Annotated in this window: 19 protein-coding genes; 5 read left to right on the top strand and 14 right to left on the bottom strand. The window is 57.9% G+C overall.

Translation table 11 applies throughout. From position 1 onward, the window contains the following. The first annotated feature begins 104 nt into the window (after window positions 1–104). From RCH91_RS15875 to pfkA, 3 genes are read left to right on the top strand one after another with little or no spacing between them, the layout of a single operon-like run. On the top strand, window positions 105–2,621 hold the full coding sequence (locus tag RCH91_RS15875; RefSeq protein ID WP_306535961.1) for a glycogen/starch/alpha-glucan phosphorylase: 2,517 nt from the start codon (window positions 105–107) through the stop codon (window positions 2,619–2,621). A 13-nt stretch (window positions 2,622–2,634) separates the two neighbouring features. Further along, window positions 2,635–3,960, top strand: coding sequence for a replication-associated recombination protein A (locus tag RCH91_RS15870; RefSeq protein ID WP_306535960.1), 1,326 nt, complete (start codon window positions 2,635–2,637; stop codon window positions 3,958–3,960). After that, entirely contained in the window at window positions 3,957–4,916 is a 960-nt protein-coding gene (gene pfkA / locus RCH91_RS15865; RefSeq protein WP_306535959.1) for a 6-phosphofructokinase, read from the top strand. The genes RCH91_RS15870 and pfkA overlap by 4 nt, the downstream gene beginning before the upstream one ends. Before the next feature lie 35 nt (window positions 4,917–4,951). Here the strand turns inward: pfkA and RCH91_RS15860 are convergent, their stop codons facing one another. The 5 genes from RCH91_RS15860 to RCH91_RS15840 form a co-directional block, all read right to left on the bottom strand. Next, window positions 4,952–5,572, bottom strand: a complete 621-nt coding sequence (locus RCH91_RS15860) for an HAD family hydrolase (protein WP_306535958.1) — start codon at window positions 5,570–5,572, stop codon at window positions 4,952–4,954. Window positions 5,573–5,601: 29 nt separating this feature from the next. Next, window positions 5,602–5,916, bottom strand: a complete 315-nt coding sequence (locus tag RCH91_RS15855; protein ID WP_306535957.1) for an HNH endonuclease — start codon at window positions 5,914–5,916, stop codon at window positions 5,602–5,604. Beyond that, window positions 5,913–6,371, bottom strand: a complete 459-nt coding sequence (gene rnhA / locus RCH91_RS15850) for a ribonuclease HI (protein WP_306535956.1) — start codon at window positions 6,369–6,371, stop codon at window positions 5,913–5,915. The genes RCH91_RS15855 and rnhA overlap by 4 nt, the downstream gene beginning before the upstream one ends. Further along, the gene (locus tag RCH91_RS15845) at window positions 6,355–7,008 is read right to left on the bottom strand and encodes a 1-acyl-sn-glycerol-3-phosphate acyltransferase (protein ID WP_306535955.1); all 654 of its coding nucleotides are present in this window, start codon (window positions 7,006–7,008) and stop codon (window positions 6,355–6,357) included. The genes rnhA and RCH91_RS15845 overlap by 17 nt, the downstream gene beginning before the upstream one ends. A gap of 190 nt (window positions 7,009–7,198) precedes the next feature. Further along, window positions 7,199–11,578, bottom strand: a complete 4,380-nt coding sequence (locus RCH91_RS15840) for a putative Ig domain-containing protein (RefSeq protein ID WP_373694403.1) — start codon at window positions 11,576–11,578, stop codon at window positions 7,199–7,201. Between RCH91_RS15840 and RCH91_RS15835 the strand changes: the two genes are divergently transcribed. Further along, the gene (locus tag RCH91_RS15835) at window positions 11,465–11,974 is read left to right on the top strand and encodes a hypothetical protein (RefSeq protein ID WP_306535989.1); all 510 of its coding nucleotides are present in this window, start codon (window positions 11,465–11,467) and stop codon (window positions 11,972–11,974) included. The two genes, RCH91_RS15840 and RCH91_RS15835, sit on opposite strands and share 114 nt — an antisense overlap. A 680-nt stretch (window positions 11,975–12,654) precedes the next feature. On the opposite strand, the gene RCH91_RS15830 is transcribed toward RCH91_RS15835, so the two are convergent. From RCH91_RS15830 to RCH91_RS15820, 3 genes are all read right to left on the bottom strand, one after another. Next, window positions 12,655–13,656 (bottom strand): peptidylprolyl isomerase, encoded by a 1,002-nt coding sequence (locus RCH91_RS15830; RefSeq protein ID WP_306535954.1) that lies wholly within the window; start codon window positions 13,654–13,656, stop codon window positions 12,655–12,657. A 17-nt stretch (window positions 13,657–13,673) separates the two neighbouring features. After that, the gene (locus RCH91_RS15825) at window positions 13,674–15,146 is read right to left on the bottom strand and encodes a S8 family peptidase (protein WP_306535953.1); all 1,473 of its coding nucleotides are present in this window, start codon (window positions 15,144–15,146) and stop codon (window positions 13,674–13,676) included. A gap of 95 nt (window positions 15,147–15,241) precedes the next feature. Then, window positions 15,242–16,666, bottom strand: a complete 1,425-nt coding sequence (locus RCH91_RS15820; protein ID WP_306535952.1) for an IPT/TIG domain-containing protein — start codon at window positions 16,664–16,666, stop codon at window positions 15,242–15,244. Between the two features lie 1,201 nt (window positions 16,667–17,867). Between RCH91_RS15820 and RCH91_RS15815 the strand changes: the two genes are divergently transcribed. Next, on the top strand, window positions 17,868–18,020 hold the full coding sequence (locus RCH91_RS15815) for a hypothetical protein (protein WP_306535951.1): 153 nt from the start codon (window positions 17,868–17,870) through the stop codon (window positions 18,018–18,020). 30 nt (window positions 18,021–18,050) lie between these two features. Here the strand turns inward: RCH91_RS15815 and rodA are convergent, their stop codons facing one another. The 6 genes from rodA to rfbA form a co-directional block, all read right to left on the bottom strand. Further along, on the bottom strand, window positions 18,051–19,151 hold the full coding sequence (gene rodA / locus RCH91_RS15810) for a rod shape-determining protein RodA (protein WP_306535950.1): 1,101 nt from the start codon (window positions 19,149–19,151) through the stop codon (window positions 18,051–18,053). Next, window positions 19,148–21,079 (bottom strand): penicillin-binding protein 2, encoded by a 1,932-nt coding sequence (gene mrdA, locus RCH91_RS15805; protein ID WP_306535949.1) that lies wholly within the window; start codon window positions 21,077–21,079, stop codon window positions 19,148–19,150. Before mrdA ends, rodA begins: the two co-directional genes overlap by 4 nt. Then, window positions 21,076–21,561 (bottom strand): rod shape-determining protein MreD, encoded by a 486-nt coding sequence (gene mreD / locus RCH91_RS15800; protein WP_306535948.1) that lies wholly within the window; start codon window positions 21,559–21,561, stop codon window positions 21,076–21,078. The genes mrdA and mreD overlap by 4 nt, the downstream gene beginning before the upstream one ends. Further along, window positions 21,558–22,379, bottom strand: coding sequence for a rod shape-determining protein MreC (mreC, locus tag RCH91_RS15795; protein ID WP_306535947.1), 822 nt, complete (start codon window positions 22,377–22,379; stop codon window positions 21,558–21,560). The genes mreD and mreC overlap by 4 nt, the downstream gene beginning before the upstream one ends. A gap of 144 nt (window positions 22,380–22,523) precedes the next feature. Beyond that, complete coding sequence (locus tag RCH91_RS15790; RefSeq protein WP_306535946.1) at window positions 22,524–23,012, bottom strand: dTDP-4-dehydrorhamnose 3,5-epimerase family protein; 489 nt, start codon at window positions 23,010–23,012, stop codon at window positions 22,524–22,526. Beyond that, the gene (gene rfbA / locus RCH91_RS15785) at window positions 22,996–23,904 is read right to left on the bottom strand and encodes a glucose-1-phosphate thymidylyltransferase RfbA (RefSeq protein WP_306535945.1); all 909 of its coding nucleotides are present in this window, start codon (window positions 23,902–23,904) and stop codon (window positions 22,996–22,998) included. The genes RCH91_RS15790 and rfbA overlap by 17 nt, the downstream gene beginning before the upstream one ends. Between the last annotated feature and the right edge of the window lie 36 nt (window positions 23,905–23,940).

Here is a 23,940-nt window from a genome sequence, read left to right as displayed (position 1 = left end):
ACTAGCATAGATCAGGGGGCATGTCCAATGGAAATTCCGCTGTTTAGGGGACTGACACCCCGCCACAACGGGATTTGCGGCCAGCCCTTCCGTAAGGTGATCCCATGACCGACGAAGCACTCTTTGCCGCTCCCGAGTCCACCGAGCTCGACTCTCTGATGCTCACCATCAAGTCGTTCCTTGAGCATCTCGAATACACCCTCGGCAAAGACAAGTACTCCTCCACCCACCACGACATCTTCAACGCCCTTGCCTACGCCGTCCGCGACCGGATGGTGGAGCGGTGGCTCGACACCCAGCAGGCATACTACAACGAGAACCCCAAGCGGATCTACTACGTCTCCATGGAGTTCCTCATGGGGAGAACCCTGGAGAACAGCCTGGTGAATCTGGGGCTTCTCGGGGAATTCCGGGAGGCCATGAATTCCCTCGGCTACGATCTGGACGAGTTCATGGAGCAAGAGCAGGACGCGGGGCTCGGCAACGGAGGCCTGGGGCGGCTTGCCGCCTGCTTCCTCGACTCCATGGCCACCATGGGGATCCCGGGGTACGGATACGGCATCCGGTACGAGTACGGCATCTTCCGCCAGAGCATCGTCGACGGCGCCCAGGTGGAAATTCCCGACAACTGGCTCCGGTACCGCAACCCCTGGGAACTGGACCGCCAGGAGCACCTCCATCCGGTCAAGTTCTACGGCAAGGTCGTGGAGCGCAAGGATGCCGAAGGGAATACCGTTTTCGAATGGGTCGACACCGAGGACGTCATGGCCATGGCCTTCGACACCCCCATCCCCGGCTACGGCATCAACACCGTCAACACCATGCGGCTCTGGACCGCCAAGTCGACCCGGGAATTCGACCTGAATTTCTTCAATGAAGGGAACTACATCCGGGCCGTCGAGAAGAAGATGGTCAGTGAGAACATCTCAAAAGTCCTCTACCCGGCCGACAACGTGCCGGAGGGTAAGGAACTACGCTTCAAGCAGGAGTATTTCCTCGCCTCCGCAACGGTCCACGACGTCATCTACCGCTTCCGCAAGCAGCACGATGACCTGAGGCTTCTCCCCGAGAAGGCGGCGATCCAGCTGAACGACACCCACCCGGCCCTCTGCATTCCCGAGATGATGCGGGTTCTCATCGACCATCACCGCCTCGACTGGGAGACCGCCTGGGAGATAACCACCAAGACCTTCGCCTACACCAACCACACCATTCTCCCCGAGGCCCTGGAGAAGTGGCCGGTCTGGTTCTTCGAGCATATCCTGCCGCGGCACATCCAGATCATCTACGAAATCAACGACCGCTTCCTGGCCGAGGTGCGCACGCGCTTCCCCGGCGACACGGGCAAGCTGGAACGGATGTCGCTTGTGGAGGAGCACTGGGAGCGGAAGGTGCGGATGGCGAACCTGGCCGTAGTAGGAAGCCACTCGGTGAACGGCGTGGCGGCGCTCCACACGGAGATCATCAAAGAGCACCTCTTCGGCGACTTCTACGAGATGTACCCGGAGCGGTTCAACAACAAGACCAACGGCATCACCCAGCGCCGCTGGCTCAAGTGCGCCAACCCGACCCAGGCAAACCTGATCGGCGCAGCCATCGGCAACGGCTGGACCACTGACCTCTACAAACTGACGCAGCTCCGCCCCCTGGCCGACGATCCCGCCTTCGTTGCCCAGTGGCAAGAGGTAAAACGGGCCAACAAGGAACACCTCGCCGCCTACATCCTGAGGCACAACTGCATCCAGGTGAACATCGAATCCCTGTTCGACTGCCACGTGAAGCGGATCCACGAGTACAAGCGGCAACTGCTGAACGTACTTCACGTCATCACCCTCTACAACCGGATCAAGGCGAAACCCGACGGCGACTTCGTCCCCCGGACCGTGATCTTCAGTGGCAAGGCCGCCCCCGCCTACGCCACCGCCAAGCTCATCATCCGGCTCATCAACGCCGTGGGAGACGTGGTCAACAACGACCCTGACGTGGGCGACCGGCTCAAGGTGGTCTTCCTCGCCAATTACAGCGTCTCTTTGGCTGAGAAGATCTTTCCGGCCTCCGATCTCTCCGAGCAGATCTCCACCGCCGGCACCGAGGCATCGGGAACCGGCAACATGAAGTTCGCCCTGAACGGCGCCCTCACCATCGGCACCCTCGACGGCGCCAACATCGAGATCATGGAGGAGGTGGGGCGCGACAACATCTTCATCTTCGGCATGAACGCTGTCGAAGTGGAGGACCTGCGCCGCAGGGGGTACAACCCGCTGGACTACTACCACCAGAACGCAGAACTGAAGAAGGTCCTCGACATGATCTCCGCGGGGCACTTCTCCCCCGGCAACCGGGACCTCTTCCGCCCCCTCGTCGACACCCTCCTGATCCAGGGGGACCACTACATGCTCCTTGCGGACTACGCCTCCTACGTGGCCTGCCAGGAGGAGGTGAGCCGCCTCTATCTGGACAGGAACCAGTGGACCCGCAAGGCGATTCTCAACTGCGCCGGCATGGGGAAATTTTCCAGCGACCGGACCATTGCCGACTACGCCCGGGAGATCTGGGGTGTGAAGCCCCTTGAGGTGCACCCCGTACTGGAGTACCGCCAGCGCGACGTTACCCTCGACTAAGCAGGCCGGACCGATGCCCGATCTTTTTGACACGACCGCAGCAGTCGAGGCAGGCAGGGACGCCCCGCTCGCCGAGCGGATGCGGCCCCGCACCCTTGCCGAGTACAGGGGACAGGAGCATCTTCTGGGCGAAGGAAAGCTCCTGCGCCGGCTCATCGAGGCCGACACCCTCTCCTCCCTCATCTTCTGGGGACCTCCCGGCTCGGGCAAGACGACCCTCGCCCGGGTCATCGCCAACGCCACGAAATCCCACTTCATCTTCTTCTCGGCGATCCTTTCGGGAGTAAAGGAGATCCGCGAAGTCGTGAGGGAAGCCGAGGACGAGCGGAAGTACCGGGGCTCCAACACCATCCTCTTCGTGGATGAGATCCACCGCTTCAACAAATCCCAGCAGGACGCCTTCCTCCCCTACGTGGAGAAGGGAACCTTCACCATCATCGGCGCCACCACCGAAAATCCATCCTTCGAAGTAATCGCGCCGCTCCTTTCTCGCTGCAAGGTTCTGGTCCTCAATCCCCTGACCGACGACGACGTAACGGCAATTCTCCGCCACGCCCTGACCGACGCGGAGCGGGGGCTCGGCAACCTTGGCCTGGCCGTCTCCGACGAGGCCCTCGCCTTCATGGCCGAGCAGGCCCAGGGAGACGCCCGGATCGCCCTCAACACCCTGGAAACAGCGGTGCGGCTGGCGGAAAACGGTGAGATCGACCTGGACGCGGCCCGGGAAGCGGCCCAGAAGAAGGCCCTCCTCTACGACAAGGGGGGGGAGGAACACTACAACGTCATCTCCGCCTTCATCAAGTCCATGCGCGGCAGCGACCCCGACGGCGCCCTTTACTGGCTGGCGCGGATGATCGAGGCAGGGGAAGACCCCCTCTTCATCCTCAGGCGGATGGTGATCCTCGCCTCCGAGGACATCGGCAACGCCGACCCCCGGGGGCTGCAGGTGGCGGTGGCGGCCATGCAGGCCTTCCAGCTCGTGGGTATGCCCGAAGGGCGGATCATCATGGCCCAGGCGGTTACCTACCTGGCCACCGCCCCCAAATCCAACGCATCCTACGTGGGAATAGACGCAGCCCTGGCGGAAGTGAGGAGAAGCGGCGCCCTTCCCGTCCCGCTCCATATCCGCAACGCCCCCACGCGGCTCATGAAGGATCTGGGGTACCACGCGGGGTACAAATACGCCCACGACTACGATGAGGGGCACACCCTGCAGGAGTACCTTCCCGACACTATCCGGGGGAAGACCTTCTATGCCCCCCGGGGACACGGCTACGAAAAGACGATCCGGGAACGGATGGAATATCTGCGAACCAGACAGGAGAAAAACACACCATGAAGAAAATTGGAATTCTTTCGAGCGGCGGCGACTGCTCCGGCATGAACGCCGCCATCCGATCGGCGGTGCGGACTGCGCTCCGCTTGAACGTTGAGGTGGTGGGCTTCAGGAAAGGGTATCTGGGGCTCATGAAGGGGGATGCCGTTCCCCTCGACACCAAGGCGGTCTCGGGCATCCTCCACCGGGGGGGAACGTTCCTCCAGTCGGCCCGTTCACCGGAATTCAAGACCCCCGAGGGGCAGCAGAAGGCCATGGACAACCTGAAGGAGCTGGGCGTCGAGGGTCTCGTGGTGCTCGGCGGCGACGGCTCCCTGACCGGCGCCCTGGCGCTGCACCGGCTCGGCCTGCCGGTGGTCGGCATCCCGTCCAGCATCGACAACGACATCCCCTACACCGATATGGCCCTTGGAGTCGATACAGCCCTCAACAACATCATCTACGCCGTCGACTGCATCAAGGATACGGCAAGCTCCCACGCCCGGGCCTTCGTGATTGAGGTCATGGGGCGCAACTCGGGGTACCTGGCCAGCATCGCCGCCATCGCTTCCGGCGCCGAGTTCGCCCTGGTTCCCGAGCGCGAGTACGACCTTGCCGACATCTGCCAGCAACTCCGGGCCCGCTATGAGGAGGGGCGCGACAACGCCATCATCATCCTCGCCGAAGGTGCGGGCCATGCCCAGGGAATTTCCGACAGCATCAAGGACGCCATCGGCTTCGAGACCCGGGTCACGGTACTGGGCCACTACCAGCGCGGCGGCGCCCCGACCGTCTTCGACCGGCTCCTGGCAAGCCGCTTCGGCAAAAAGGCGGTGGAACTCCTCGTATCCGGCACCTCAGGGGTTATGGTGGGGCTCTCCTGCAACGCCATGCTCGCCACGCCGCTGGAGGATGTGATCAAGGGCGAAAAACGGCCCCAGGACGAGGTACTGCGGCTGGCGGAGGTTTTGGGGGTTTAGGGACGTTTTCAGGAAAAGCGGTGGGATTACTTGCTTCAGGGCTGAACCAGGCCGAGCACCTCTCCATGGTGGTCGATGCATGCCAGGGCTGGGAGGTCTGCCTTGTAGGCAACAAAAGGGACGCCGGCGGCTTCGGCAGCCATGCGGTCCACGGCCGAGTCACCCACGAAGAGGGCTTCCGGGGGTTCGATGCCAAAGTGTTCAAGCACTCTCAGGAGAGGCTCCGGGTGGGGTTTGGGGTTGGCCACCTTTGCAGCGGTCATGACGAAGCCGAAATAGGGGGTGAGGTCGTAACTCGCCAGGACGGTGTCCATGGAGGTGGACCGGTTGGTGCAGACGGCCAGCTCCACGCGTCCCCGGAGCGCATCCAGGGTCTCGCGGAACCCCCGCTCCATGACCATGAGCGGAATCAGGTCCCGGTAATCAATGCTTCCGGCACAGCGGACCGCCTCTTCCCAGTCACGCCCGTCGGGAAAGAAGTGCGCAAGGACTTCCCGGTTGGCATAGGTGTGGAGGATGCGCATCTGCTCCTCATCAGACCGATCAAGGGGCGCACGCCCCATCATCGCCATGATCTGCTGGTAAAAGGCGAGATTCGCCTCGAAGGAGTCGAACATCACCCCGTCGCAATCGTAGATTACTGCCTTGTACCGCACGTTCACCTCATGCCGCCCGCCGGTAAAAACTACCCTTCCCCTTCGGGCGATTCGCTTTTCAGCGTATCCAGGTACTGCTCCCACTCCACGGGGAGGAGGTACTTCTTGCGATTGTTGCACTCCTTGCAGGCCGGCACCACGTTACCACGAGAGCTCTTGCCGCCGCGGACGACGGGCACCAGGTGGTCCATGGTGAGCTCGTCGGGGGCAAAGGTCTTCCCGCAGTAGTGGCAGACGCCGCGGGCCACCCGGTTTTTCCACCACTGGCTCCGGCGGAGCTCCCGGGCCTTCTCCTTCTCCCGCTTCACCTCCTGCTCCGAAACCTCAACGATGAAGTAAGTCACTGCCTCTCCTGCCCTTTCTTCCTCAATTCATCGATGGCTCCCCGAGCCAGGGCGTCGCAGCGCTCGTTCTCGGGGTGACCGTTATGCCCCCTGATCCAGGCCCACTGGACCCGATGGATCTTCGACAGTTCATGGAGCCGTTCCCAGAGGTCCCGGTTGAGAACCGGCTCCTTCTTGCTGTTCACCCACCCCTTCCTGATCCATCCCGGGAGCCATTCGTTCATCCCCTTCACCAGGTACTGGGAATCGGTGGTAACGACGACATCGCAGGGGCGCTTCAGGGCCTCCAACCCCCTGATCGCACCGGTCATCTCCATCCGATTGTTGGTGGTTTCCCACTCGGCGCCGGAAAGCTCCTTTTCCGTGTCACCAGACCGGAGGATGGTCCCCCAGCCGCCAACGCCAGGATTGCCGCTGCAGGCGCCATCGCTGAATATTTCAATCCTGGTTGACATAGGCTCCTTCCGCCTTGAGGAGATCGGCTATGGCCGTCATGACCCGCTCAACGATCAACTGATGAGTCTCCTTGTTGTCCTCACGAGCGTACAGGTCCGCAAAATCGAGCGGTTTCCCGAAGACGATAGCCGCATCCTGGCCGGCACCGGGGAACTTCCAGCGGTTGAGCCCCACAAGGGCCGTTGGGATAACCACAGGCCGCGTGTCATAGATGATCTTGCCCACCCCCCGGTTCCCCGGTCCCAGTACTCCGTCCCGGTGCCGGGTCCCCTCCGGAAAGAGCATCACTTTTTCGGTCCGGATAAGATCGTTGATAACCTTGCCGGCGCGAATGTCACGCCCCCGTTTAACGGGAAACGCCCCCCACGAAACATAGAGCCACCGCTGGAAGCGGCTGCGGAAGAGCTCCTCCTTGGCGGGAGCCCAGACCATCTGCAGGGGATAGTGCCGCAGGACGGCCCAGGGGATGAAAATGGTTTCGTAGGCAGAGATATGGTTTGAAGCGATCAGCACCCCGCCATCCTTCGGCAGGTTATCAATCCCTTTAACCCGGAACCGGTTGATGGTGGATGCATAGAAACCGATGACATGGGCTGAGAACGTAACCCATATGCGACGAAACAGGGAAGCCTTCAAGAATACCTCTCTGTCATGTGTAATGGACTGGTTATATCATTTTTCCCAAAACAGGGGCAACCGTGAATACCGGCGACTCCCCTGAAGCCAGGAGGAGAGCAGAAAAGAAAAAGCAACGGGGAAGCGTCATAGACACCTCCCCGTCATTCAGCATGAAGTCATCAGGGTTTGTACTTAAAGAATCGAATCCTCAGTTTTGCATTTCCAAAGTGCACTTGCGTGCATCCAGGAGTGTCACAGAGCCGTCCCCGTCGATATCGAGATTGAGGTTGCCTGTCTCCCTCCCCTCAATAATCATCTTGATATCATCGGCGGTTACCAGACCATCGTCGGTAACGTCGCACGAATTAACCGATGAAGCACTCACAGCACCTTCGGCTAGTGACACAGTAACGTAAAAGCTTTGCGATGTTCTTCCTCCCTTGCTGTCTATCACCTCGACTTTTACATATTTCGAGCCGGTCTGGGATGCGGTCGGCGTCCAGGTGATGAGCCCGCTGTCAAGATCAATGGTCATTCCTGACGGTGCGGACGATAACCTGAAGTACACGGTGTCGCCATTGGAATCCGTTGCATTCACATCATAGCTATACAGGGTATCAACGACTGCCTTCGTCACTGCCGTCGAGGTGATCCTCGGCGAGCTGTTGGAAGGCCTTTCGACTACGGATACCTTGAAGCTCTGGCTCGTGGAAAGCCCGGAGGGATCACTTGCTTTCACCGTCACCGAATAGGTGCCCGTGCTCCCCGGACGCCAGTAGATGATCCCCGTCGTGGCATTGATTGTCATGCCCGACGGGCGGGTGGTCAAGGAGTAGCTGACTGCATCGCCATTCGGATCTGAAGCCACAACCTGATAGTAGTAGTAACCGTCCTTGTAGGCAGTGGTCACTGGTTGCGAGGTAACCACAGGGGCCTTGTTGACCACCTGATTGCTAACAGTGATCGTGAAGGTCTGCGTTGCCGTCTGGCCACCAGCCGTTACAGTTACGATGACATTCTGGGTACCGGCCTGGTCAGTCGCCGGGGTCCAGCTGATGACGCCGGTGGTTGCGTTGATGGTCATCCCCGTCGGCGGAGTAACGAGGCTATAGGTGATGATGTCTCCGTCGGCGTCAGTGGCATTGACATCATAGGAATAAGAACTTCCAACGGTGGCAGTTGTTACCGGTGTTGAAGCAATCACCGGCGGACTATTGGTGTTGGATGACTGTGAAACCGCGATGTAAAAGCTTTGAGATGTTTTCCCACCCTTGGTGTCGAGTGCCTCGACATTTACATATTTCGAGCCGGTCTGGGATGCGGTCGGCGTCCAGCTGATGAGCCCGGTAGCCAGGTCAATGGTCATTCCTGACGGTGCGGACGATAGCCTGAAGTACACGATGTCACCATTGGAATCCGTTGCATTCACATCATAGCTATACAGGGTATCAACGACTGCCTTCGTCACTGCCGTCGAGGTGATCCTCGGCGAGCTGTTGGAAGGCCTTTCGACTACGGAAACCTTGAAGCTCTGGCTTGTGGAAAGCCCGGAGGGATCACTTGTTTTCACCGTCACCGAATAGGTACCCCTATCCTGGGGACGCCAGTAGATGATCCCCGTCGTGGCATTGATTGTCATGCCCGACGGGCGGGTGGTCAAGGAGTAGCTGACGGCATCGCCATTCGGATCAGAAGCCGTCACTTGATAGTAGTAGTACCCGTCCTTGTACGCGGTTGTCACTGGTTGCGAGGTTATGGCAGGGGCCTGGTTTACAACCTGATTGTTGACGGTGATTGTAAAGGTCTGCGTTGCTGTCTGGCCACCAGCCGTTATGGTTACTACGACGTTCTGGGTACCGGTCTGGTCAGCCGCCGGGGTCCAGTTGATGACGCCGGCATTGCTGATTGTCATAGTGGCAGGCGCAGTGGTGAGGGTGTAGCTGATGGCATCCCCATCAGGATCGTTGGCCGCGACGGTATAGCTGTATGCGGTGCCAACGTTGGCAGTGGTAACAGCCGCGCTTGTAATCGCCGGAGCACGGTCGGTGTTGGTTACGGTCCAGGTAAAAGAGACGGTGGCGGTGGCGGTGGCATCCTTCGCCGTTACGGTAACGTTATAGCTGCCGGCGGCGCTGTAGCCCAGGGTGCCGCTGATGACGCCGGTGCTGCTGTTGATGGTGAGGCCCGCGGGAAGCCCCGTGGCTCCGTAGGTGAGGGCGTCTCCGTCAGGATCGGTAGCAATAACCTGAAGGCTGACTGCAGCACCCTCGACACTCGTCTGGTTAGCGGGGGCAGTGATTATCGGCTCGCGGTTGGCATTGTTCACGGTCCAGGTAAAGGTGGCAGTGGCAGTAGTGGTGGCATCTTTTGCCGTCACGGTGATGTTGTAAGTGCCGGCGGCGCTGTAACCCAAAGTGCCTGAGATAAGACCGGTGGTGCTGTCGATTGTAAGACCAGGGGGAAGCCCTGTGGCACCGTAGGTAAGAAGATCGCCGTCGGCATCAGTGGCCTGGAGTTGGAGGCTAACTGTGGTTCCCTCGTTACTCGTCTGACTAGCAGGCTTGGTGATGGTCGGAGCCTGGTTCATATTAGCGACTGTCAGTGTGTAAGTCTGGTCGGCGGAGGCTCCGCGACTGTCCGTTGCACGAACGGTCACCGGGTAGCTGTCCGCCTGGTCATATGTCGGTGTCCAACTGATGGCGCCGGTGCTGGTGATGATGGTCATCCCCATCGGCGGAGCGACGAGACTGTAGGTAATGGTGTCGCCATCGGCGTCGGTGGCCTTGGCGCTGTAGCTGTACGCACCCCCTTCGGTGGCAGTGGTGGCCGGCGTGCTTGTGAACGTCGGCGCGTTGTTCTTGCTTACGGTGATTATGAAGCTCTGATCGGCGGTGGCGGTGCCGTCACTGACCCGCACGGTGACGTTGTGGGTGCCGGATTGAGCGGCCGTCGGCGTCCAGGTTATCACGCCATTGGTTATGGTCATGCCCGTGGGCGCAACCGTGAGACTGTAGGCAAGTGTGTCGCCATCAACATCGCTGGCGGTCGGGGTGTAGCTGTAAGGCTTCGCTTCGGTGGCGCTGGTGAGCGGGGTGCTCGTGAAAGCCGGCACCTGGTTAGTATTGGTTACGGTCCAACCAAAGCTGACCGTTACCGGAGCTGTTCCGTCGGTTACGGTGACCTTGGCGGTGTAGCTGCCGGCGGCGGTGTAGCCCAGGGTCCCGCTGATCAGGCCGGTAGCACTGTTGATGGCGAGGCCAGTCGGCAGGCTCGTGGCGCTGTAGGTCAGGGTGTTGCCGTCAAGGTCGCTGGCCGATACCTGCAGGCTGACCGCCGCTCCCTCGGCACCGGTCTGTGCACCCGGGTTAGTGACAGAAGGCGCGTCATTGACGGCACCGACGGTGACGGTGAAGCTCCGGCTGTTGGTGCCACCCTTGCCGTCGTTAGCGGTGACGGTGAAGCTGATCGCGGTGGCGGTGGTGTAGTTGGCGGCGGGGGTCAGGGTCAGGGTGGCGCCGCTGATGCTGGCCGCTACCGTGGCGGCGCTGCCGCCGCTGACCGTGTAGCTGATGGCGTCGCCGTCGGCGTCGGTGGCGGAGAGGGTGACGGTTGCCGCGGTGTCTTCGGTCAGGGTCTGGTTGGCGATCGTTGCCAGGACCGGGGGACTGTTCACCGTGCCATTGGTTATGATCCAGTAAAATGTTGTAGTTACTGCCGCGTTGCTCGGATCCTTGACCGTCACGGTCACGGGAAAGGTGCCCGGTGTCACGGTGGTGGCAGCCTTTCCCATGATGATACCAGTGTAATAATCGATCCCAAGCCCTGACGGCAGACCTGTTGCCGTATAGTAGAGTTCATCATTGTCGGGATCGGATGCAAGTATCTGGAATGAAACTTCCCCCCCCACCGTGCTGGACTGGTCAGTGGGTTTCGACACGGTTGGGGCATGGTTTATATCTACCAACAGTTTGTAGCTCTGGGTGCTAGAGAGAGTTCCACTGGTTGCCTTGATGACCACATCGTAGGTGAGCCCCGCGTCGGTAGTAGCAGGGGTCCAACTGACGACACTGCCGTTCACCTGCATTCCCGCAGGGGCGGTCACCAACGAGTAAGTAATACCCAGACCGCTCGTAGTGGTGGCAGCGATAGAGTAGTTATAGGTCCTCCCGATGAGGGCGGTAGTCTTTGGGGTTGATATAAAGACCGGGGGACCAATGACATCAAGCGTAATAATCTGCTGGGCCGCAAGGGTTAATGATTGCGCCCTTATGGTAACCGTATGCTTACCAACCTGATCGGCAGCGGGAGTCCACGCAATCACGCCCGTCGACTGGTCGATTGTCATGCCGGCTGGTTTCGCGTCCAGATAATACTTAATAGTGTCAGCATCCTCATCCGTGGCAAGTACCGTATAGGAATAGGGTTGCCCCACCGTAACCTTAAGAGTTGAAGGATTTGATGTAATTATCGGGGGATGGTCGCACAGGACCGTCGGATCATAGGCATATACAGGAAAAACTTCGTCACTGTAGATGTAAGCCTGGTTTGTGAAATCCTTCGTTGCACTGTTCTGCAGCGTAGTCTGCACGGTTTTCAGGGTCGCGTTGGCCGGGACGGACGGGATGTTCCATTCAACCTGTTTTTTCAGAGAATTGAAAACACCTCCGTCGGTTACCGCCTTGAACACCGTGCTGGCGGGAAGCGGATCAACGATCTTGACATTGGTGAGGCCACTGCCATTCAGGCTATTATCGTACGAAAGCGTATAGGTGACATCTCCGCCATAATTGACACAGGATGCGTGGCTCTTGGAGAACGAAACCGGCGCGGTTTCAGAAAACTGGTCATTGATCTCGAAGGTTATCGACCCATTGGCGGGAATCTGCAGATCCCACCTCAATATGAACTGGTAATCGGCATTATCCAGCTGACCTTCAAAAAGAAGTGGACCCGTTGCGTTGTTAAGCGTAAGAGGGTCTTGTAGCGCAAAGTTTTGGTCAACGATCGTCCCCGCATCGATATCATAGGCGCTAGGCTTGAGTGTTGAAGTCTGAGTTAGAGTCAGGCTGGCGCCATAGACGGAATAGCCCTTCTGCAGTACCCGCTCGCCATTGATCACGAAAACGTTGTCGGTAACTTCGTCGGAAACTTCAAAATCGGAGTAACTGTAAAAATGATAATCAAGGACGCTGCTGGTAAGGTTGGTGATGGTTATCGTCTTTTTTATAGATGAGTTGAATCCGGCGCCATCGGTAAGCTGAAATTTGACATATGCATTGAATCGCCCTTGGGGATCGGCAAAACTTATTCCATGGGTCGGCGAATTCGCGGTGAATGTATCAGGCGTCATGGTCAGGGTATGAAGGGATAACTCCGGATCCAAAGGATTGGAGCCAACTTTGTACCAAAACCACTGCTTATAGAGACGCGATATCGGGTCGCCGTTAAACGTCCAGGTATTGACGCCGCTTGCAACGTTAGTGGTGGTCTGTGCATCATTGACTACCACTGACGAGTCGCCGCTCTTAAGAATCCATCGCGCAGCGAGGGCGTTTCCGGTCAAAGTCATGATCAGGATTCCGAGGGACAGGATGATTACTGCTACTTTCTTCCCTAGTGAAATCATTCTTGTTGCTCCTTATGTGTTAATTTCCTGTATCTCGATTAATCCAGAAAGATTTGAATCTTCGCGCTATGCTTCAGGTTAGCGATATGGGCATTCATTTGCTCCTGTTGCTTAACGTTACTCAGGTACTTTGCAATAAACCCTTTAACTTCGGCAAGGGATTTGGGCGATTCTCCCTTACGCTCCATCACTTCAATGATATGGTAGCCGAATCTCGTCTTCACCGGCTCACTGATCTCCCCCGGCTTGAGCTCGAACGCGACCTTGTCGAAGGCTGCGGGCATATAGCCGCGCTCGATGAAACCCAGGTCGCCCCCCTCCGCAGCCGATGAACAGGAAGATACCTCCTTGGCCACCTCGGCGAAGTTTTTCTCCTTCAGTATCCTCTCGCGCACTTCCCGGGCCTTCTGGAGGGCCTTCTCCGCCGCCTCGGCACCCGCCTTCGCCTCAGCAGCGATTATAATATGGCGCGTTTTTATCTGTTCAGGGTTCATGAAGGATTTCATGTTCTGCTTGTAGTACTGTTCGATTTCCTGGTCGGAAACGGTGACCTCTTTCAATTTGTTTCGCTTGATGTACTCCTCAAAGAGGATGGTTTCCCGGACCTCCTCCTTGAGAGAGTCGAGATTCTTGTTTGACTTGGCGAGACCTTTGAGAAACTCCTCTTCGGAGTGGGCTTTACTTTTAAGCTCGTTGATTCGCTCGGACATCCGGGCCTCAACATCCGGCACCGGCTTCGCGTGGACCGCCTGACGGACGAGTTCTACCGTGATGAGCTTGTCGAGAATGGAACGGTACTGACGCTGTTCCGCCTCCTTTGAGGCGAACTTCGTGCTGCTTATTTTGTATTTCCTGACCATGGCTTCCCATTCATGAAGGAGGGAGCTACGGTAAATCGGTACGCCATTGACCGAGGCAACCACATCGGCCTGTTGGCTCGCTTGTTCTGTCGAAGCGTGGGCGGCACTGACGCCGACGACTGTCCATCCAAAAAAAACTGCAATGATGAGAACCGCCGAGTAATACACGCACTGCCGCATGATTCGTATCCTCTCCACTAATTCTTCCGGGTGATCAGGATTTCTGCCGAGGCGCCCCGTTTCCCGATAGGCACTACTACTATCTTCCCTTCTCCACCCGGGAACTCGAGGCCGACCGCGAATGTCTGAGACTTATTCCGGCCAAACCAGTGAATGAAAGACTGATTTATATCGATAATTCCATTTACCTCTACTTTGCCGAGCACCGCATTCAGACCACTGTTTGTGACCGACATCTCATAGGTGCCGGCAGGGAGAGTAAACTTTATCGCATTCTTGAGAGGATCGGAGAACGTCGTCTTCAGCGTGTAACGGTAGGTCGCGGGCTGGTCGGCAGTCTCGGTTGCCTTGGCCACGTCGACAAGGCCGTATCCGAAAAACGGGTCGCGGCCGATGGCTCCCAGGTCTGTCGCCGTGGAATTGAGGCGACTCCGCACCTCATCCACGCGGGTACCGTTGCCGTTTGCGTCCTGTATGCCCTGCGAGATCACGAGCGCCGCGGCCCCGACCACATGGGGGACAGCCTGCGAAGTACCGGACAGAGTAGTGTACCCTCCATCCCGAGCGGTTGAGGGGATGTCTACACCAGGCGCCGCCAGTTCCACCGCACTCCCGTAATTGGATGAAGCAGCCCGCTGATCGTTTCTGTCAACTGAACTGACGGCAATGGCCGATTCATAGGCTGCAGGATAGTTAACCTGCTCGATCCCCGAGTTGCCAGCCGCGGCAACTATCACAATACCCGCTGCAACAGCTCTGTCACACGCATCCTTGAAAGGAGGGAGATCTACCGTAAGGCCACCCAGGCTCATGTTGATGACGTCCATTTTGTTGGTAATGGCCCATTCGATTGCGGCGATAAGGCCGCTCAGACTCCCAAAACCCAGATGGTCAAGAACCTTCAGAGCATAAATTTCCGCATCGGGTGCCACGCCGACGACGCCCGTACCATTGTCTTTCGCTGCTATGATACCCGCAACGTGGGTACCATGACTGTTTGAACTGTCATCCAAGGGGGGGGCGGTCTCTGTGATGAAATTGTACCCGCCCCTGTAGTTTTGATTGAGGTCGGGATGGGAGGAGTCAATGCCAGTGTCGATAATCGCCACCTTAACCCCCGCGCCCCTGACATTCCGCGATGCAGCCGTGGCGGCTCCTATCCTCTGGACTCCCCAGGACTCGGCATACTCCGGTGTGACAACCGACTGGGAGGAGACCGGCGGCAAACTGACGGTCACATCCTCGACGACATACGCCACCCGGGGATCACGGCGCAGGGACTCAATCTCGGTGTCGGGCAATTCTGCAGTCAAGGCGGGAATCAGTTTATGGGAGCGTTTGACATGCCCCCATAACGAAGTGATTTTCGCGTGGTCCTGAAGGCCAGGTTTCTGGCGATATCCGACGATCACATTCTTGCGGGCGGCAAAAGCATCCTGAGGAATGAGGGTGGCGGCGCAGAGCACCACAACCAGCATGAAACGAATCATTGCGTTGACCTCATTTTGTGTTCAACGAGAGAGCAGGAGGAGGTATAGGGGAGAGTGTGTCTCTCCCCTATACCTCTCGGGTTACAACCGGTTTACTAGAACTGCTTCTTGGAAGCCGCAGTCATGAGCTTGGAGATGCCACCATTGAGGGTCTTCACCGTAACCGGCTCACCAGCCTTGGCGCTACGGACGGACACCACGATTTTGGCGTCGCTCCAGGAGACGATCTGCGCTTGTACGTTCGCAGCACCAACGATTACACCCATGCCCGAATTGTAGTCGGCCGGGGGTGCCTGGCCAAAGCCAGCGCCGGTGATGGTGACGGTCCTGCCGGAAATGGAAGCGGACTTGATGCTCGTGGGGGCGATAACAACCAGTTTGACCGGGTTGCTGAACGTCCCCTGCTTGTCGATGCGCAGCTCATAGTTGCCAGCGACGAGAGCCGGAACAGTGACCTTCACCTCGGTGTCGGTGATGGAAACCGGCTGCACGGTAAGGGAGACGGAACCGTTGGTTACCGTGACTACCGGCTTGACGATAACAGAACCGGTCGAATCGCTGTTGACGAAGCTCTGGCCTTGAACAGTCAGGACGTTTTCAACATTTGCGGCAAGAACCTGCTTGCTCACGCCGCTCACCGACGGGATAGTCGCCGGAGCAGTGGCCGTATCGGCCATGCCGAAGAAGCCGTGGCAGCCGAAGCAGTCGCTGTTGTTGCCGATGTGGCCGTAGCCGGCACTTTCCTGGCCAGGAACGATCGTACCGACGTTGGCGGCGGCAGGGGTGTCAACCTGGATGTTGTGGAGCGACTTGATACCGTGGCACTGCTCGCACTTCCTGATGTCCAGGAGGGTAGCGTTGTTGGTCACGTTGCCATGGCACCAGCTGCAGTCACCGACCTGCATGGGAAGACCGGTCTGGGAGGGGGGGAAACCGATACCCGTGCCGTGATGGGTATCCTGGTTGGAGAGGATCGGGCGTGGCGTGGTGGTCAGATCCGCTTGGTGGCAAACCGCGCAGCCACCGTAGGTCTTCGGGTCGTTCGGGTTGTTCCCGAACCACTTGGTGTTCGGCGTGACGCTCGACTTGGCGTAGGTGGGGATGAAGTGCCCGTCGCCGGGGTTGTCGATCAGGCTGCCGTGGCAGGCCTGGCAATTCTGCTGCTGTGCCTGCGTGGTAACGTGGTGCGGAGAAGAGATATGGCACCCAACCTGAAGACAGTTTCTGAAGTCGGCGAAGCCGAAGATGCCGGTATTCGGATCCTGGACCAGCCGGTGGCAATCAAGGCACTGCTTACCCTCGGTCTCAACGAGGTTGTGGTGCCGCGGGACGAGAATTTCGTCGCTCACGTGGCAGGGTGCCGCGGTGAGACAGTCCGGTCTCGTAAGCTGGCCGAACTGGGTGTCGAAAATACCGATGGTTTGATTGACCGGGGGAGGCGGAACATTCGCCCAGATGACGGCTGCTCCTAGAAGCGTCGTAACGGTGAGCGCTGCGCTCAGCAATACTTTCTGTTTCATATCCTTTCTGCTCCTTTCGTGTTTTTTCCTGCAATGCACTTCATTAGCTGACTGCAATTGAATGAACTCACCTTCTCTGTTCATCACCTCCTTCGTGTTGTATGTGTGAAAACCCTGCGTAAAACCGCCCATCGCATCTCATGAAACCAACGGGGATTCCACTGCCCGCTTCAACGAACCGCAGCCTTGACGAGGACACACCCAACCTTGGATAGCAACGAATCATTCGCTTGCACGTAACTGGATGCGTTTCTTTTCCCACCTGCGCGGCTCGGCCTATGTACTCTTGAGCCTGAATAACGGGAGGTCGTCAGTGGGAGGGTCTGCAACAGGCTGTCGAGGCAGTTGGCAGTTGAATCAGGTTTCGAGTTAGCTATCGCTAACCTAATAGAATACAGTAACGTGTCGATATCTTTTGTCAAGTCGATTATGAATTGCATTTTAACGGCACCAGCCAAATTAGCAACGAAAAATTCATTATCCTTAAAGTTGTTATTTTGACACGGCATGGTCGACCCTATCTGTAACACAGCAAAAACACTCCGTAATCGCCTCAATGAATACTAACGACTTCTCTCCAATTCGAACCCCCGCACCAAGTGCACCGTCAAATAACCGGATATCCGGTGATATGACTTACCCTGCAACCCCTTTTAACCGGAAAAAGTCAAACTGGATACCATGAAATAACTCAATGATTAGTGCTACATTCGGAAAACAACTGACACGCCCGAACGATTAACCACATCTAAGATATGTTGTAATCTGCAACCTTCGGACCGGAATTGGATAGATACAAAAGGATGATTGGGATTGCGGCGCTAACCGTGCTTGGGGAAAAAGAACGTTAGAACATTGCGGGGAACCAGGGGTTCCAAACAATGGTTCGAAGCCTTAAGGGGGATTTTATTTCACAATCGCAGCAGAAAATTTCAGCAATATGGGTCGATTACTTTAAATTTTCGAATAATTACGTTCTAGATGCAATTTACGATTAATATTCATTATGTTGCAGGTTCTGTCTCAATAGTGTCACCCTGACCATCGTCGGCTGTTTTATAATTGCAACCCACGCGACAAAACAGCAAAACGGTCTAAACTATTGTTTTAGAGCTATTTTATATAAAATGGCCCATTGCAATGCCTGTGACCGTTGCCGTATAGTGCAGCGAATATACTACCGAGAAGGAGATGAAACACCATGAAATGCCCCATCTGCAACGATCACACAAAAATCGAAATCGACATGCATTCTGACGGATATGCCGACAACCTGCTTGAATGCACCACCTGCGGGACCATCTGGATTGCCGGCCTAGAGGGGATCATCTTGCTGAACAACAAGGTGGCCTAACTTAACTAGCGGGACGAAAGGGATACTAGACTAGAACATAAACCTGCGCATGCTGATGTTGAGCAGTATCCCCACGCCAATCATTGATGTGATCATGGATGTACCGCCGTAGGAGAAAAGCGGCAGGGGGACGCCGACCACCGGAAAAACCCCGATGACCATGCCAATATTAATGATGGTATGCCAGAAGAGCATGGCCGTTACCCCAACGGCCATGAGACTGCCAAAGCGGTCGTTACACCTGCCGGCAATGTGGAGCCCCCACAAAATGAGGGAAATATAGAGAACCAGCAATGTCAGGCATCCAATGAACCCCCACTCCTCCCCGAATACCGAAAAAGCGAAATCGGTGTGCTGCTCCGGAAGGAATCGGAGCTGAGTCTGGGTTCCCTGCATGTAACCCTTGCCGAAAAGTCCCCCTGAACCAACTGCAATCTTGCTCTGGATAATGTGATAACCGGTCCCGAGCGGATCGCGCTCGGGATTGAGGAAGTTGAGCACGCGGTTTTTCTGGTAATCCCGCAGAAAGAAGTGCCACCCCAAATAGACCACGGGCACCGTTGCCGCAAGACAGGTAACGAGGGCCGAAATGCGTACCCCCACGTAGGCGATCATGGAGCAGGCGATGAGGATCACGACGATGGCAGTGCCGAGGTCGGGCTGCTTCATGATGAGAACCGCCGGCCCCCCCACAAAGAGGAAGGGATAGACCAGATCCCGCAGAGTCAAGCCGTCTACGGCCGGATAGCGGGAGAGGAACCGGGCAAGGGTCATGATCATAACCACTTTCATCGGTTCGGACGGCTGGATGCTGAAAAAGCCAAGATGAAGCCAGCGGGTAGCCCCCATGGATGTCTTTCCCATCAACAGCACGACAATCAGAACGACACAGAGTATCCCGTAAAACCAGTAGGCCACATCCTCGAAGAGATGGTAGTCGATGCTGCAGGCAAGGACCACAAGGATCAGGCTGGCAACAATCCAGTAGAACTGCTTGAGATAATACGGTGCCCCTGCAAGGGTGTATGAGGCAGATGCACTGTAGATATTAACCACGCCGATGGCACTGATGAGGAGCACGAGCACGAGGAGCGTCCAGTCGAAGTTGGTAAAAAGTCTGCGATCGATCATTGTTCTTCCTGTCCCTGCGGCTCGCCGCCGCTCTGTTCAGTCGACGCCGGCTCCTGCTCAGACCCTCCTCCCGTATCGGCAGCTGCCCCCTGCCTGACTGGCCTCCGGATGGTTCCCTTCCCCTCGAAATAGGCGCGAAGGATTCTCCCTGCAATCGGTGCAGCTGCGGAGCCGCCGTGCTCGCCGTGCTCAATCACCACGGCCACTGCCACTTCGGGTTTATCATAGGGGGCAAAGCCGACGAAGAGGGCATGGTCCCGGTATTGGTAGGGGATGCCACCTTTTCTGTCACGGAGCTTCACCACCTGCGACGTCCCGGTCTTGCCTGCCACGTGCACCTCATAAAGCCGTGCCATCCCGCCGGTCCCCCCCCCCTCGTTGACGACAGCGGAAAGCCCCTCCTTCACCAGCCTGAAACTCCGCGTGCCGATTCCCGACCTGGCAAGAATCTCCGGCTTGAACTCCTGGATAACCCTGCCGTCCTGATCAATGATCCGCTTGATGAGGTGGGGGCGGTACACGACACCATCAGTGGCAACGGAAGCAATCATGGAGGCCAGCTGGATCGGGGTCATGAGGACATACCCCTGACCGATTGAAGCAGGGAGCGTGTCACCTTGCAACCATTTCTTCTTGTGACGCTTCTCCTTCCATTCCGACGTCGGGATGAGCCCCCCCTTCTCATTGTCAAGCCCTACCCCCATGGGGGCACCAAGGGCTAACGCGCGGGAATAAGCGGCAATCTTGTCGATCCCGAGTTTTTCACCCAGTTGGTAGAAATAGACGTCGCACGATTCCTTAAGTGCTCGCCTCAGGTTGACCGCGCCGTGCCCCTTTCTCTGCCAGCAGCCAAACGTGCTGCCTCCAAGGGTGTAGGAGCCCCGGCAGACGACCGTGGTCCGCTCGTTTATGAGCCCCTCCTCCAAGCCGGCCAGGGCCGTTATGATCTTGAAGGTGGAGCCGGGCGGATACTGCCCCTTGAGAGCCTTGTTTTCCAAGGGATGGCGCTTGTCCTCCAGGTACTCTTTCCACTTGTCGGGGGGCATCCGGCCGGCAAAGAGGGCGGGATCGAAATCGGGATTACTGGAGAAGGCGAGGATCTCGCCGGTGTTCACGTCGATCGCCACGGCAGCGCCCGCCTGCTCGCCGAAACTCTGCTCGGTCCTTTTCTGGAGTTCCGCGTCAATGGTCAACACTAGGCTCGAGCCAACGACCGGTGAATTTTCGGAGATGGTCCGCAGGATCCGGCCCCGGGCATCCACCTCGATCTGCCTCCCACCATTCTTGCCGTGAAGCAACCGTTCCCAACTCCGTTCTATGCCACTCTTCCCCACGTAGTCACCCGAATTGTAGCCGGCATAGCCTTCGGACTTCAGCTCATCGTCGGATATCTCGCCAATATAACCAAGGAGGTGTGAAGCGAGTACGCCAGCCTCGTACTGACGCACCGGCTTGACCTCAACATCGAGCCCGGGGAGCCAAAGCCGTTTCTCCTCAAGGAGCTCAAGCTGGTCGCGGGTAATGCCCGACGCGAGGACGATGGGGTAGTACCGTGCGCGCCCCTTTCCCTTTTCCCATTTTTCAAGGAGCTCGGTCCGGTCGATGCCGAGATAGGCTGAAAGCTGGTCCAGGAGGGCGTCGCGGTCCTTCACCTCCTGGGGAATGACGGCAACACTGAAGGAGGGACGGTTGCTAACAAGCACCGTGCCGTTTCGGTCGAAAATGGTTCCCCGGGACGCCGCAACGGGGACCAGGCGCAGGCGGTTGCTCTCCGATTTGCTCTGGAAATCCTGGGTCTTTACAACCTGAAGATACCAGAGCCGCGTAAGGAGCAGAAAAAAGAGGGACGCCACGAAGCACGAAAGAAAAATTACCTGTTTCTGTCTGCGGGGGTCATGGGTCTGCCGGATGAAAATCTTCTCGTTCATCGTGCCTCACCCATCCGAGCCAGCGGTGAGAAGGTAAAGATAACCGAGGCAACCAGGGCGTTGACAAGCGCCTGAGGGATCAGGCTTTCGAGGAGGGTTGCGTAGATGCCCTGGGCAGAGGAGAAGAGAAACAGCAGGAGCAGGTTCAGGAAGCCGTTGACGATGGTCGCGGAAAAGACGCCGAGGATCATGAGGGAGCGCCGGTCGGTGAAGAGGCGTCCGGCCACCATGGTCAGCCCCAGAAAGATGATCAGATATGAAAATCCGTTCAGCCCCAAATAGAGGCCGCTAAAGCTGTCATGAATAAGGCCGAGCACGTAGGCGAGCACGCCCCAGGCCACCCCCTCCCGCAGCCCCATGTAGACGACGAAGATAATCAGGAGGTTCGGCTTGAAGGGATCCGCGAGATAGGTCGGGAAAAGGGTCACCTGCAGGACGAGCGCCGCAAAAACAAAGATGGCGTACCAGAGGGTCTTGATCATGGAGCCTTCTGCAACAGGACGAGGACTTCCTCAAGCTTCGCCATATTCACGGCCGGCCGTACGTTGATGGTCTGGAAGATGCCGTACTCTCCCTTCTTCACCATGGTCACCTCGCCAACGACAAGGCCCTTGGGGAATATGCCCCCAATGCCGGAGGTAACAACCACATCGCCAACCTTCACATCCTCATCCCGAAGGGAGAATTCGAGGGAGCAGAGGCTCCCCCCCTTCCCCTTGACCACTCCCCTGGCCCGGGAACGCTGGACCACCGAGGCGATACCGCTGGCATTGTCGGTGAGGAGGAGCACACGGGAACTTCCCGCCGCAACCTTGACTACCTGCCCCACCACCCCGTTGGCAGCGACCACCGGCATCCCTTCCTGGAGGCCATCCACCGAACCCCGGTTGATGACAAGGGTCTTGAACCAGGGGGAGCTGTCTTCGCCAATGACCATGGCAGCCACGGAGGGGGCCCGCTGTATCGCCTTCAGGTCGAGGAGCATCCTCAACCGCTCGTTCTCACGGACCGCTTCGCGGTTTTCGATCACCCGCGAGTTGAGGGTCTTCACCGCTTCACGCAACTGCTTGTTTTCCGTCCGGACGTCAACCAGGTCGATGTAGTCATTCCAGGCAGTGGAAAAGAAGTCGCCAACCCCGGCACCGACGTTGTGAACCGGCGAAAAGACGTTGAGAACCACGCGCTCGAAACCACTCGCATGTTCCTTATCCCTCAGGCTGAGGGAATAGAAGGCAAGGGCCGCCAGCAAGGCAGCGCCGGTCAGCAGGAAGACACGGTATTTCTTGATCAGATCAAGCATGGGGTGATGTCCGGGCCGCACGAAAACCGGGGGAGGTGCATACAGCCGGGGTGGAGAATATACCCGTCAGGAGAAACCAGGTTAGGATTTCCTTGGTTCCCTCTCAGGGAGCTGGCTGTTGTGCCATCGAGGACGTTCAAGCGGTCAATCGAGGGTGAAGGGTGAGCCCTCAACCTCCTCATGACGGATCTCGTCCACCGGCGACTTTTTTCCTTCGCCGGCGTAGAGGCGGTTCGGCGCGTTGAACACGATCCCGTTCTCCCCGCCGACGTTCTTGTAGGCATGGACCACGCCGGGGGGTACGATCACGGCCATGGGCGCGTCGATGCCGGCGTAGAGGGTCTGTTTGACCCCGAAAGTGGCAGAACCGGGCCGGGCGTCCCAGAGATAGACCTTGAAGTTGGAGGGGCCGATGAAGCAGAACCAGTCGGTCTGGTCCACGTGCTCGTGGGGTCCGCGGGCCACGCCGGGCTGGGTCATGGAGAGATAGGCCATGGTCGGCATGGTGGCCGGATCGGTTTCGTCGCTGCGGAACAGCTCCGCGAGCCATCCCCGCTCGTCCAGGAATTTCGCGAGGGGGCGGACCACCACGTCGTTGATCTTCCCCTTTTTGAACTCAGGAAAATTTTGCATCGTCCCTCCCGCCGCACAGTTCGGTTTCGTTGTGGACCCTCACCAGGTATTCCCGGTACGAGGAGTTTGGGGTCGCGGCAATCACCTCCTCCATCTTCCGGCAGTCGATGTACCCCCTCCGAAGGGCTATCTCTTCGAGGCAGGCGATCTTGAGCCCCTGCCGGGCCTCCAGGGTGCCGATGAAATGGGATGCCTCCAGGAGACTCTGGTGGGTGCCGGTGTCGAGCCAGGCGATCCCCCTGCCGAGCTTCTCCACCATGAGTTCGCCGCGGCGCAGGTACTCCAGGTTAACGTCGGTGATTTCCAGCTCTCCCCGGGGGGACGGTGCCAGGTTGCGGGCGATCTCTGACACCTTTCCGTCGTACAGATAAAGCCCCGGCACGGCGTAATTGCTCTTGGGAGCCGCCGGCTTCTCTTCGATTCCGATGGCCTTGCCGGTGGCATCGAATTGCACCACCCCATACCGATCGGGGTCGTTCACGTAGTAACCGAAGATGAGAGCCCCCCCCACGAACTCGCGTATGGCCCTGTCGAGCCCCATCTTGCCGTAGAATATATTGTCGCCGAGGATGAGGCATACCGGATCGCCGGCAATGAACTCCTCCCCCACGAGGAATGCCTGGGCGATCCCCTTGGGCTCGGGCTGAACCTTGTAGGAGAGCCTGATCCCCCAGCGGGAGCCGTCGCCGAGGAGCGCCTGGAAACGGGGTGTGTCGTGGGGGGTGGAGATGATGAGGATGTCGCTGATCCCGGCCATCATGAGAGTCGCCAGGGGGTAGTAGATCATCGGCTTGTCGTAGACCGGCTGCAGCTGCTTGCTGGCGACAAGCGTAAGCGGATAGAGGCGGCTGCCGGCTCCGCCGGCGAGGACGATCCCCTTCTTGATGGCCATCGTAAACTCCGTAACTCGTTAAATAAAAATAGTCCT

Source organism: Geobacter sp., from assembly GCF_030834625.1.
Lineage (GTDB): Bacteria > Desulfobacterota > Desulfuromonadia > Geobacterales > Geobacteraceae > Geobacter.
Note: the sequence above shows the minus strand (reverse complement) of the source record. Positions and strands in the feature narration are given on the sequence as shown.